The following is a 13,548-nucleotide window of genomic DNA, read 5'->3' as shown; positions in this document are numbered from 1 at the left end:
TTAAAAATTAAAAATCTGCTTGATCTGCGAGAACAAGTATTAATCTTTTATCCGATAGCTATCGGGGTTTGTAAAAAGATATCCAGTGCTAAAAATTGAATATATGTCTAAGTTAGCTTTCATAAAAGAAAATTTCAATAAAGTTGTATTTACATTGCTACTCATTTTAAGTAGTAAAGCAATAGCGCAAGAAAATAAAACTGCTGTTCTTCCTGGCAATTTAAAATGGTCAGAGAGAACGGCACTTACTATTTTAAATACCTATCCTAAAGCTTCGCAGATCGACGGAACTAAAAAGCCAAAATGGGATTATAAAATGGGATTGGTATTGTTTGCTTTTGAAAAATTATATCAAAAAACAAACGATAAAAAATACTTTAACTATATAAAAGAATATGCCGATGAATTAATTGATGCTGAAGGAAATATTGCCGATTATAACATCAAAGATTACAATATTGATTGTGTAAATCCGGGAAAATTATTGTTTAATTTATATCATGAAACCAAAGACAATCGTTACCAAAAAGTAATAGAGCAATTGAGAGTTCAGATTGAGAGCCAGCCAAGAACGGCAAGCGGGGGATTTTGGCACAAACAAATATATCCCAATCAAATGTGGATAGATGGTTTGTATATGGCTGAACCTTTTTATACACAATATACAGTCAAGTATGAAAAAGGTAAAGCTTTGGATGATATTGCCAAACAATTTGAATTGGTGCAAAATCATTTGGTAGATCAAAAAACAGGTTTGGTGTATCAGGCCTGGGATGAAAGTAAAGAAATTGCATGGGCAAATCCCGAAACAGGAAACTCGCCAACCATTTGGGGACGCGGTATAGGCTGGTATATGATGGCTTTGGTAGAAACATTAGATTATTATCCAAAGACAAATCCAAATTATAAAAAGCTGGCAGACTATTTGAACCAGATAGCAAAAAGTGCAGTCGAACATAAAAGCGCATCAGGTTTATGGTATCAGGTAGCAGACAAACCTGATTTGAAAGGTAATTATTTAGAGTCATCTTCTTCGGCGATGATTATTTATAGCTTAGCAAAAGGAGCAGACAAAGGATATTTATCTTCAAATTATAAAAAAATTGCCCAAAAATCCTTTGATGCCTTCCGTACAGCGTTTGTAAAAAAAGATAAAAATGGCGAAATAATAATCTCAAATGTATCGTCGAGTGTTGGTTTAGGAGGAAAACCTTTTCGTGACGGAACAAATGAATATTATACCAATAGCAAAGCAAAAGACAATAGTTCACCGGCTTTGGCAACATTTTTACTGAGTGCAATAGAATTAAAAAAATAATAAAATTTAAATATATTTTAAAATGAAAAATACTAAAAGACATAGTTATTTTACATCGGTTGTTTTAGTTTGTTTAATAGCCTTTACAAGTTGCAAAGTGACTTCTCAGGAACCTGCAAAAAAAGAAATTGTAATTTCTAAAAGTTTAAAATGGTCTGATAAAATGGCTTTGACCTTAATGAAACGTCATCCTGAAGCCTATATGATCGACGATTCTAAAAAGCCGAAATGGGATTATGTTCATGCTTTGGTTTTGCATTCGATCGAAGAATTGTACAAGAAAAATCCGGATTCAAGATACAAAACGTACATAAGAGGTTATGTAGATGAGTTAGTACAAAATGACGGAACTATAAAAACCTACGAATTAGATAAATACAATATTGATTTGGTAGTACCCGGACGTTTGCTTTTTAATATTTATGCCGAGTCGAAAGAAGAAAAATATCTAAAAGCAATGCAGTTAGTGCGCAAGCAAATTTCGGAGCAGCCACGTACACAAAGTGGAGGATTCTGGCATAAAAAAATATATCCAAACCAAATGTGGTTAGATGGTTTATATATGGGAGAACCATTTTATGCACAATATACACTAACGTTCGAAAATGGAGATAAATTTGATGATATCGCAAAACAATTTGAGGTAATTCAATCTCATGCAACAGATCCAAAAACCGGTTTATTGTACCATGCCTGGGACGAAAGTAAACAAATGCCATGGGCAAATAAAGAAACGGGTAATTCGCCAAATTTCTGGTCAAGAGCTTTAGGTTGGTATGTTATGGCACTTGTGGATGTTTTAGATTATATGCCAAAAGATCATCCAAAACAAAAAGAATTGGTAAAATACCTGAACAATGCATCGGCTGCTTTGGCCAAATATCAGGATAAATCAGGTTTATGGTATCAGGTAACAGACAAAGGCAATAAAGAAGGAAATTACCTTGAAGCTTCTGGATCATCAATGTTTGCTTATGCTTTTGCAAAAGGCGCCAAAAAAGGATACCTTCCTGCCAGCTATAAAAAATTAGCGAACAAAGCTTTCGACGGTTTGACGAAAAAATTAATAAAAGTAGATGCCGATGGCGGAATTACTCTAACGCAAGCTTGCCAGGTTGCCGGTTTAGGCGGAACTCCATATCGTGACGGATCATACGAATATTATGTAAACGAAAAGAAAAAAGACAATGATCCTAAAGCTACCGGACCTTTTATTCTGGCTGCTTTAGAGTTGAATAGATAATTTCTATTAAGGTTAATCAACCAGTTTGTCTCTTTCGTCGAATTGACAAAAAAACGCTATAAACCCGACAGGTTTTAGAAACCTGTCGGGTTTAATTGGAAAGCATAATATATACCAAAATGAAAAATATAAAAGCCCTCTTTCTTTTATTAGCCCTATTTTCGATACAAAAGAATTTCGCTCAGGTTTGGGTGCCGGATAATGGAGACGGAACGTATACAAACCCTATAATTCATGCCGATTATTCGGATCCTGATGTGGTACGCGTAGGGGATGATTTTTATATGACAGCATCATCTTTTAATTGTATTCCCGGATTACCAATTTTGCATTCTAAAGATCTTGTAAACTGGAAGATTTTAAGTTATGCTTTGCCCAAACAGCCTCCGTTTGACTTTTTTAATAATGTACAGCATGGCAATGGCGTGTGGGCTCCAAGTATTACTTTTCATAATAATGAATTTTATATTTACTATCCTGATCCTGATTTTGGAATTTACATGATTAAAGCCAAAAAAGCAGAAGGACCATGGTCTGAACCTCTTTTGGTAAAAGAAGGTAAAGGACTTATCGATCCTAGTCCTTTGTGGGATGATGACGGGAAAGTATATCTTGTTCATGCCTTTGCCGGAAGCCGTGCGCAAATTAAGAGTCTGATTGTAGTTTGCAGTATGAATGCCGAAGGAACAATTGCCAATAATGACGAAGTAATGGTTATTGACGGTCATGAAAGTGAAGGTACAATCGAGGGACCTAAATTTTATAAACGAAATGGTTACTATTACATTTTTGCTCCTGCCGGTGGGGTTTCTACAGGTTGGCAAACTGTTTTAAGATCAAAAAATGTTTTTGGACCTTATGAAAAAAAGAAAGTTCTTGAGCAAGGAAAAACAACCGTAAATGGTCCGCATCAGGGTGCATGGGTACAAACACAAACAGGAGAAGACTGGTTTATTCATTTTCAGGACAAAGGTGCTTACGGAAGAATTGTACATCTTCAGCCTATGAAATGGGAAAAAGACTGGCCGGTTATGGGACAGGATTTTGACAAAAACGGAATTGGAGAACCGGTTACAACATTCAAAAAACCAAATGTAGGCAAGAAATTTCCAATAGAAACTCCTGCAGAATCTGATGAGTTTAATGAACCAAAATTAGGTTTGCAATGGCAATGGCAGGCGAATTCTCAAACCAATTGGGGTTTTCCGACAAGTTTAGGATATCTTAATTTATTTTGTTTACCAACAATTAAAGAAAGCAATAAGATATTTGACGCGCCTAATTTATTGCTGCAAAAATTTCCTGCCGAAGAATTTACCGTAACGACAAAAATGACATTTAATACCCGTTTAAATGGCGAATCGACTGGACTAATTATTATGGGATTGGATTACAGTTATTTGAATTTAAGAAACGATAACGGCAAATTATATTTGAACCATAAAACGGGAACTTTCGATAAAAAAGTTGCTGAAAGCGAAACCACTCCGATTTTAATAAAAAACAATATTATTTACCTTAGAGTAAAAATTAAAAAGGGCGGAATCTGTAATTTCTTTTATAGTTTAGATGATAAAAAATATGAATCGATTGGTTCTGAATTTATATCGAAAGAAGGGAAATGGATTGGTGCCAAAGTAGGACTTTTTGCCTTGAGCGAAAAAGTAACAAACGATTCGGGAAATGTTGCGGTAGATTGGTTTAGAGTAACAAAGTAATAAAAAGGTGCAAAGGTGCAAAGGGACAAGGTTCAGAGGTTTTTTTTAAGTGTTGAGATAAAATCGATCCAACGAAAATAAAAATATACAAATGGTTTTATTAAAAAAATATATAGTATTAGGGCTTTTTAGTATTTGTTTTGCTGTAAACGCGCAAAACACCTACAAAAACTGGCCGGATATTATTCGCAAAAACGATGCTGGCTGGTTTGGTACAGAAGAAGCAAAAAAAATAGCAGAGAATGTTTTGTTGTATCAAAGAGATATTGGCGGATGGCCAAAGAATATACAGATGCAGCAAGAGTTAACCCCGCAGCAAAAAAAGGATTTACTGGCGCTTAAAAAGTCAACAAAAGAAATTACTACAGACAATAGTGCAACCTGTCAGGAAATGCTTTTTATGTCTAAAATGTACGCACAGATTAAAGATGAGCGTTATAAAGAATCTTTTTTAAAAGGTTTGAACTATTTATTTGAGGCGCAATATAGTAATGGAGGCTGGCCTCAGTTTTATCCATTAAAAAAAGGATATTACACACACATAACCTACAATGATGATTCGATGGTGAATATTTTAAACATCATGAAACATGTAAGTGAGGATACTGATTTTTACAGCATAAAACCATCAGCAGCAATTGTAGAAAACGCTAAAAAATCTTTCGATAAAGGAATTGATTGTATCCTAAAAACGCAATACAAACAAAACGGAGTTTTAACGGCCTGGTGCGCACAACACGATGAAGTCACTTTTGCTCCGGCAAACGCAAGAGCTTTTGAACTGGCATCTTTAAGCGGTTATGAATCGGCTAAAATTGTATTGCTTTTAATGTCGATAGAAAAACCTTCGGCAGAAATAATTACAGCGGTTAAAAGCGCTCACGCATGGTTCGAAAAAACAAAAATCACCAATCTTGAAGAGAAACGTATTTTAAACGATGAAGGGAAAATTATAGACAAGAATATGATTGTCACTCAAAATGCTGCACCAATTTGGGCAAGATTTATGGAGCTGGATAACAATGAACCATTTTTTAGTGATCGGGACGGAGTTAAGAAAAAATCTCTTGATGAAATTGGTGCAGAACGCAGAAATGGCTATTCCTGGTATACTGATGCACCAAAAGAAGTATTGAAAAAATTTCCTGCATGGGCAATCAAAAACGGAGTAAAACTTACTTCTGCAGCGTCTGTAGATAAAAAAAAAGCTAATTTCTTTACCGTTGCTTTAGACGGTTCAGGCGATTTTACAAAAATTCAGGAGGCTATAAATGCTTGTCCTTCTTTTCCGTATGAAAAAGTTACTGTATTTGTAAAAAACGGAATTTACAATGAAAAGATCCGAATTCCCGAGTGGAATACTCATTTAGCACTAGTGGGAGAAAGTAAAGAAAATACCATTATTACTTTTGATGATAATTTTTCGAAAATCAACACGGGAAGAAACAGTACTTTTTTTACCTATACAATTTTGGTTGAAGGGGATGATTTTTCAGCATCAAATTTAACGATAAAAAATGCTTCAGGTGATAATGGTCAGGCTATTGCATTATCTCTTGTAGCCAATCGCGCTCAGGTATCAAATTGTAATATTTTAGGCAATCAGGATACTTTGTATTTGTCTGGAAAAAATGCCAAACAATATTTTAAAGATTGTTATATCGAAGGAACAACAGATTTTATTTTTGGAAGTGCTACCGCTTTATTCGAAAATTGTGAAATTAGAAGCATCAAAAACTCTTATATCACGGCAGCTTCGACACCACAGGATACCACTTTTGGATTTGTTTTTAAAAATTGTAAACTTACGGCTGAACCGGCTGCAACGGCAGTTTATTTAGGAAGGCCGTGGCGTATTTATGCTAAAACCGTTTATATCAATTGTGATATGGGAAAACATATCAGACCTGAAGGCTGGCACAATTGGTCGAAACCGGAAGCTGAAAAAACTACTTTTTATGCGGAGTATAATGGCAAAGGCGAAGGATTTCAACCCACAAAAAGAGTTTCATGGTCACATCAGCTTTCAAAGAAAGAATCTGCAAAATATACAATAGAAAATATCTTAAAAGATTCGATTGCTAATTGGTATTCGAAGTAAAAAAATATTGCCCACGGATTTTAACGGATTAAACGGGTTTTCGCTGGTTTCTTTTCTTGTTTTTTTTATCAAAAAAAAGCGAAGATCTGCTTAATCTGCGAGACTATTTTAAACGTTAGCTTTTTGACTAATTAAACAAATTTAGTTTGCGTTATGTAATAAAAAAAATCTGCGAAAACCCGTTTAATCCGTTACAACCCGTGGGCCAAACCAAAATAAAATATAAAATTATGAATTTTAAGTATCTCATTTTTCTATTGGTTTCCTGGACTTCTTTTGCGCAGCAGACTGAATTTCCATCGGCAAAAGTAGATGCTATTGTCAGTAGAATTCAGCTTCCTGTAATTCCTTCTTATCAAATAAATGTTTTGAAGTTGGGTGCCAAAGGTGATTCTGTTACCAATAACAAAGCTGTATTTGATAAAGCCATGGCTTTGTGTAAAAAGAATAATGGCGGAACTATAATTGTGCCTAAAGGGATTTATAAAATTAATGGTCCAATTCATTTTGTCAGTAACGTTAACCTTAAAATTGAAAAAGATGCCAAGATTAAATTTAGCGACAAACCTGAGGATTATCTGCCAATGGTTTTAACGAGTTGGGAAGGGACAATGCTTTACAATTACAGTCCGCTAATATACGCTTACGAATGTTCGAATATTGCCATAACTGGCGAGGGAACAATTGATGGAGAGGGAGGTAAGACCTGGAAAAGCTTTAAAGCCAAAGAAGGAGCAGGAAAGAACTTAAGCCGCGATATGAATCATAATAGTACTCCAATTATGGACAGAAAATTTGGAGATGGTTATTTTTTGCGTCCGCAGATGATTCAGTTTTTTAATTGCAGGAATATTTTAGTCGAAAATATCAGGATCGAAAATTCACCTTTCTGGTGTTTACATTTATTAAAATCACAAAGTATTACAATTCGCGGAGTGAGTTATAAATCATTAAATCATAATAACGACGGGATTGATCCTGAGTATGCAAAAGATGTTTTAATCGAAAATGTAACCTTTGATAATGGCGATGATAATGTAGCTATTAAAGCAGGACGAGATCATGAAGGAAGAGCAAATGCAGCCACACCAAGTGAAAATATTGTGATAAGAAATTGCAATTTCAAAGGATTGCATGGCGTTGTAATAGGAAGCGAAATGTCTGCCGGAGTTCAAAATGTTTTTGTAGAGAATTGTAAAACAGTTGGCTACTTAAAAAGAGGAATTTATTTGAAAACCAATGCGGATCGGGGTGGTTTTATTAAAAATATTTTTGTTCGGAACATTCAGCTCGATGAGGTAGAAGATTGCTTGTATATCACGGCAAACTATCATGGAGAAGGAAAAGGTTTTCAGTCTGAAATATCAAATGTTTCCTTTTCGAATATTACCTGCAATAAAGCCATGGCATCAGGAATTGTCATTCAGGGATTTCCGGATAAAAAAGTTCGAAATATCTCTTTAAACAACATAGATATAAAATGGGCAAAAAATGCCATTTCAAGTTCAAATGCTGAAAATGTAGTATTGAACGAAGTTTTTATAGGAGAAAAAGCTACGGTTCCTTCGGCAGCAAAATAGTTTTTTTTTGAGGTTCAAAGGGACAAAGGTTCAGAGTGGCAAAGGGTTAAATGTTTTCTTTAGAGTCGCACTGAAGTGCGTCTATTGTAACCGTAAAACAACCACAATATTGTCATCCTGAGCGAAGTCGAAGGACACATAAGTAGCTCGACAAAGAAGAAAAACAATAACAGTGAAAATCCGTATAATCTGTGTGGCATTAACCATATAGTAACCAATTCAGCACAATCTAACAATCCAACAATCCAACAAAATGAAATATTATCTATTTATTATCTGCTTGATTACCACAGCAAGTTTCGCCCAAAAAACAACTTTATACACTATTGGAGATTCTACAATGGCGAACAAAAAGGACCCGGACAAAAATCCTGAGCATGGATGGGCACAAGTTTTACAACCCTTTTTTAAAGATAATTTTGTTGTCGAAAACAAAGCGGTAAATGGCAGAAGTACCAAAAGTTTTATCAACGAAAAGCGTTGGGATTCTATTTATAAAAAGCTTAAAAAAGGCGATTATGTTTTTATTGAATTTGGACATAATGACGAGAAAATAGAGGATTCTACACGATACACAAATCCGCATACGAGTTACCGTTATAATTTAATTCGGTTTGTAAAAGAAAGTCGTGAAAAAGGAGCAACGCCTATATTGCTAACCTCTATTGCAAGACGTAATTTTAATGAAAAAGGTGTCTTAGTACCAACACACGGAGATTATCCGTTAGAAACAAGATTAGTTGCGCAGGAATACAAAGTTCCTTTTATTGATCTGGAATATTATACAGAATTATTAGAGCAATCTTATGGTCCGGAAAAATCAAAGCAATTGCATTTGCATTTTAAGGCAGGAGAAAATCAATATTATGATAAAGACAAGGCAGATGATACACACCTTTCATTAAAAGGAGCAACGGCTATTGCTCAAATTGTTATTAATCAGATTAAAAAGTTAGAAGATCCTTCTTTAGAAAAGCTTAAAAAAGGAATTAAATAATAAGCTAATTTAAAGATTGTCTTAAACTGTAATTCTAAAATCTTTTAGGGGCAAACTCTTTTTATATTGATTACGAAATTTGTAATCAATATTAAGAAACTTTTGTTAGAAGTAAATTGTTTTTGTTTATTCTTAGTATTCTATTTTAAATATTTTGATGATTTTTTTTAAGAAAGAGAAAGCGAAAGTTTTCTCTTTTTTTATTGGTCTCAGATTCGCGTTTAAAACCCTGCAATTTATTGCAGTACTTTAGTAATTTGAAAAAATATAATCTTGCGACTTTTTTAGTATTGATAAAAAAGTTTTTAAAAGGTGAAAGACTTTTTTGTCAGTCAAATTCTTCAATAATATCTTTTTAACTTCCAAGAAAACACATTTTCTGTCGTTTAAAACTAAATTTAACATTTTAAATTTAATCTGGTTTAGTCAGTTCATTTTTGTTAAATGTTTAATTAATGAATATTTCCGAGCCCTTGTGATTACAGAAAAAGCATGTTAATTTATTTTCTTATTATAATTAAAAAATATTGAAAGTGAGAGTGAATTTTTATAATAAAATTAGTTCGAATTAACAAATTTTTTTATTTTATTCTGTTTTTAATTGAAATTCAGTAACTTAGCTATTGTGAAAGCACCAGTACTATTTATATTTAATTAAATAGTTTTTTTTTCTAAGATAATTATCTACGTTATCTTATCTATCCGCCGTGTTAAATTTATTTTAAACAGTGATGCCCTTTTTAATCAATAGCAATTTTTTATAAGATGTTTTTTTAAATTAGTACCTACTACTAATTATGCGACATGATTTTGTAAGGCAAATTTAATAGGTTTCATGAGGAACCTGGCAAAGAGATCTCTGTTACATTGTCATGAATAGTATTGAAGATTTGTAAACAGACTGATTTTTTTTAAATGTTTTTCTTTCCTTCTTGTTTTCTTGTCTGTTTTTAAATAGAATTATTGTGTTCAGATTTAAATTGTTTAATTTAATTGAGAATGATTATGAAATTAAAAATTACTCTTCTTTTATTATTAATTACGGCTCCTTTTATCAATTATGCGCAAACAGTATCCGGTGTGGCGACTACTACAGGTTGTCCAAATGGAGGTATTGTAACAGCCAGTAATTCGGCTTCATGGACAACACCCCAATACCAATTGCTGAAATCTGGTGTAGTAGTAGCTCCGGTTCCTAATGATGCCAATCAATTTACTACCAATGCAGTTTTTACTGGTCTGGCTACGGGTAGTTATACTGTTAAGGGTCGGGACACTAATGTGGGAACCATTTTTACCAGTACTGCAATTACAGTCAATGATGGGTATACAGCCATGATTATTTCAACTCCAACAAAAGTTACAGGTTGCGTGGGAGGTACAACCCCTCTTACTACAACAATTACAGGAGGTAAACTGCCTGTAACTTATAATATTGCCTTGCAATCCAGCCCTGGAGTTAGTTTACAAAATAGTGGGGCAATAAATGTAAATAGTTTTTCTTTTAATGCTCTGCCTGTTGGTAATTACATTGTAAGTGTTACCGATGCTTGTAATCAGACCGTTACAGGAGCGACTTCAATTGCTAGTCCCACAACATCTATAAATGAAATTAAAACCTATCTTACTCCTTATCCAACCCGTGTAGGGCTTTCCTGCACTCAGGCAATTCGATTAAAAATTGAAGGAGGCTTTAGATACATTGCATCAAATAGTCCGGTATCAACGGCTGATGCAGCATTATTTACCTGGAAGATAAAATATGAAGGACAATTATACGGACAAGATATTAATGGGGACGGTTATGCTGATTTAGCCGGTCCCGGATTTCCATTATCCAGTACAAATCCTGTCATGCCGCTTGTTGCTACCAGAGATGGAGTGACAGCAGATATACCCAATATGAAAGTCGTTTTACTGGATAATTGTGGTAATTCAAAAGAGTTTTCTGTTTTAGATTATAACAAACAAATATCCTATTTGTCTCTTGGTAATTGTGGAGGAACAGGAATACTAAAATCCTCTATAGCAGAGGGATTAGATTGTCTGCCTATTACCTTAACGCTTACAAATCAAAGCAATGCTGCCGAGGTTCATAATTTTACAGTAACAGGTAGCGGGCAAACGTTTACAGAAGCTTTAACACCTGGAGCGTTTTATAATGTAACTTATGTGGATGCAGAAGGCTATACAACCGGGTTGTATATGCCCTCATCTAGTTTATTGCAATTTAGTGCGACATCCACTTTTACAGTAGCTCAAAATTTCTCGGCAGGATACACGGTTAGTTTAAATGACTTAGATTATGGGTATCTTCAATTAAAACTTGATCCTATACAATCTACTGATATTTTGACATATACAGTTTCGGCTTCGGGTAATTCAAAAGTTCCTGTGGGATATACTTATAGTGCCGCATTGAGTACGTTTCAAAATGGGACAACAGGATTTCCTTTGCTTCCAAGACCAAATCCGTCAGATCCTGCACCATTTTGGCCTAAAGGTAATTATACGCTGCAAGTAACCACTCCTTGCGGTACAGCGCCGGTTGATGTGGTGGTTCAGGGACGAACAGCGAGCTTAAGTGGTAATACTATAACGCCTATTTGTGGAGGATTTAATTATGTAATGAATGGCTCATTTGATGTACAAAGTGCTTATCAGGTAATTGTGGTATCCGGACCTTCTAGTGTTGGTCAAACAAGAGATCTGGCAAGTACAACAGCATCTTTACCTTTTAATGGCTTGCCTTTTGGAACCTATGTTTTTGGACTACGCATTAAAGGAGGGGCGACCAATGTACTAACACAAACCGTAACCTATGATGCTAGCAATGCTATTCAGGTAAATAAAACAAATACAGGAGGTTATGTGTGTTCTGTAGGAGCTACAGATGGTACATTGACTATTACGGCCACTCGATAATAAAGGAGTTTTTTTAAAGATGTTTAAAAGAAGGTTCAAAAATGAATTTGATTTTTTTGAAAACTCATTTTTGTATAAAAATGAAAATGAATCAACAGAATTCGACCGATCTATATTTGTAGTTTATGAGAAGTCTGAACTGGTAAATTTTTTGCAATTAGATAAAAAAGGAACAAACGATTTAGTATGCTTATTTGATAAGCAGCTGTATGATAGCTTATCTTTTTTAGAAGACGTCAAAAGTTTAATTTTATTAGATAGTTCTAAAACAAGGTTCGAAATCATCAAAGAATTAAAACAATATTTTACAGGAAAGCCCGATGCAGTAACAGAAAAGTCAGAAATGAATTTTCAGGCCTCGGCTATACTTTCAGCAAAATTTGATAATTTTTATAAAGCTTTATTTTTTCTAATGTAAATTAGGTTATTATAATTCGATTTTCAACTAAGTAGATGTAGTTGGAATAAAAAAATGCAGGAATCTTATTTAAGATATCCTGCTTTTTTTATGAAAAATAGGTAGTAAAAAGAAATTACTTCATTTTATATATTTCTGAACCAGCCAGTAAAAAACAACCTAATCCGTAATCTTCAAAATCAGGAATTTTATCATAAGATAAAGGCTGACCATCTTTTGGTTCTTTTCCCGTCGATTGCAAATAGCCCAAAAAGCCATTGGTGTGCAAACTCTCCGTTGTCATAGCATTCCATGCTTTCTGAATTACAGGCAGGTAAGTCTCTTTTTTCAAAATGCCGCTGTTGATTCCGTATGCCATTCCATACACAAATAATGCTGTTCCTGAAGTTTCTTTTTCTCCAAAATTAGTAGGATCATGTAAACTTACATTCCAGAAACCATCAGCTCTCTGGATAGGCACCAAAGCTGCGGCCATAGCTTTTAAATCTTTTACATATTGCGCCCTGTGAGGTGCGTTTTCAGGAATAATAGTAAGCACTTTGGCCAGAGCTCCAATTACCCAGCCATTTCCGCGGCTCCAGTAGCAATCTTCTCCGTTTGGTTCTTTGTATGGAGGATCAAAATCGGCATCACGCCACCATAAACCATCTTTAGGATTATAAAGTCCGTGATCGCCATGTTTGTCTCTAGAGTACATATACATTTGATACATTTTCTCGAAATAGCGATTGTCTTTTTCTAAAACGCCTAATTTTGCAAAAACCGGCATACCCATTTGTATCGCATCAATCCACGACCAATCGTCTAATTGAGGCGTATTCAAAAGCATGTTGATATTCGCTTTTGTATTCTTCAATTTTTTGGCATCCGGCTCCAGATTATACAAATCGATATAAGTTTGTGCAGCACAATAGTTATCGGCATTTCGGGTTGTATTTCCGCCATTAAAACCCCATTTATGAAATTCAGACCAGGCAAAGGCATAATCGTAATAAGCTTCTTTAGGATAAATTTCGTGTAATGCCATCAATCCTTCATAATAAACCCCGCGCGTCCAGATATTACTGGGACGTTCCTTATTGGTAATTATCGTTTTGCCGGTCTCAGGCCATTTTTGCATGAAATAATCATTGGCAAGCATCATTTGTTTTAATACTAATTTTTTATCAAATGCTTGTTGTGCACTTGCGGAGTTAGTATAGGAAAGGCATATAGCGAAAAATAAAAGCAGCTTTTTCATTTTAATAT

Annotated in this window: 9 protein-coding genes; 8 read left to right on the top strand and 1 reads right to left on the bottom strand. The window is 34.5% G+C overall.

Going from position 1 to position 13,548, the window contains the following annotated elements:
• Positions 1 to 103: 103 nt before the first annotated feature.
• From ACIDC4_RS23085 to ACIDC4_RS23050, 8 genes are all read left to right on the top strand, one after another.
• The gene (locus ACIDC4_RS23085; protein WP_412043557.1) at positions 104 to 1,318 is read left to right on the top strand and encodes a glycoside hydrolase family 88/105 protein; all 1,215 of its coding nucleotides are present in this window, start codon (positions 104 to 106) and stop codon (positions 1,316 to 1,318) included.
• 22 nt (positions 1,319 to 1,340) lie between these two features.
• Positions 1,341 to 2,561 carry a glycoside hydrolase family 88/105 protein gene (locus ACIDC4_RS23080; protein WP_412043558.1) on the top strand — a complete coding sequence of 407 codons (1,221 nt, stop codon included), beginning with the start codon at positions 1,341 to 1,343 and terminating at the stop codon, positions 2,559 to 2,561.
• Positions 2,562 to 2,680: 119 nt separating this feature from the next.
• Positions 2,681 to 4,279: a glycoside hydrolase family 43 protein gene (locus tag ACIDC4_RS23075; protein ID WP_412043559.1), complete on the top strand. Its 1,599-nt coding sequence runs from the start codon at positions 2,681 to 2,683 to the stop codon at positions 4,277 to 4,279.
• A 91-nt stretch (positions 4,280 to 4,370) separates the two neighbouring features.
• The gene (gene pelA / locus ACIDC4_RS23070) at positions 4,371 to 6,380 is read left to right on the top strand and encodes a pectate lyase (RefSeq protein WP_412043560.1); all 2,010 of its coding nucleotides are present in this window, start codon (positions 4,371 to 4,373) and stop codon (positions 6,378 to 6,380) included.
• 230 nt (positions 6,381 to 6,610) lie between these two features.
• Entirely contained in the window at positions 6,611 to 7,960 is a 1,350-nt protein-coding gene (locus ACIDC4_RS23065) for a glycoside hydrolase family 28 protein (protein WP_412043561.1), read from the top strand.
• A gap of 253 nt (positions 7,961 to 8,213) precedes the next feature.
• Positions 8,214 to 8,957: a rhamnogalacturonan acetylesterase gene (locus ACIDC4_RS23060; protein WP_412043562.1), complete on the top strand. Its 744-nt coding sequence runs from the start codon at positions 8,214 to 8,216 to the stop codon at positions 8,955 to 8,957.
• Between the two features lie 1,005 nt (positions 8,958 to 9,962).
• The gene (locus tag ACIDC4_RS23055; protein WP_412043563.1) at positions 9,963 to 11,882 is read left to right on the top strand and encodes a hypothetical protein; all 1,920 of its coding nucleotides are present in this window, start codon (positions 9,963 to 9,965) and stop codon (positions 11,880 to 11,882) included.
• A gap of 19 nt (positions 11,883 to 11,901) precedes the next feature.
• On the top strand, positions 11,902 to 12,300 hold the full coding sequence (locus ACIDC4_RS23050) for a hypothetical protein (protein ID WP_412043564.1): 399 nt from the start codon (positions 11,902 to 11,904) through the stop codon (positions 12,298 to 12,300).
• A gap of 115 nt (positions 12,301 to 12,415) precedes the next feature.
• Here ACIDC4_RS23050 and ACIDC4_RS23045 read toward each other — a convergent pair whose 3' ends face one another.
• A complete protein-coding gene (locus tag ACIDC4_RS23045; RefSeq protein WP_412043565.1) occupies positions 12,416 to 13,540 on the bottom strand; it encodes a glycoside hydrolase family 88/105 protein in 1,125 nt (374 codons plus the stop codon).
• Positions 13,541 to 13,548: the final 8 nt, after the last annotated feature.

This window comes from Flavobacterium sp. C3NV, from assembly GCF_046825355.2.
Taxonomy (GTDB): Bacteria; Bacteroidota; Bacteroidia; order Flavobacteriales; family Flavobacteriaceae; genus Flavobacterium.
The sequence above is the reverse complement of the archived record's forward strand: the minus strand, read 5'-3'. Positions and strand labels throughout refer to the sequence as shown.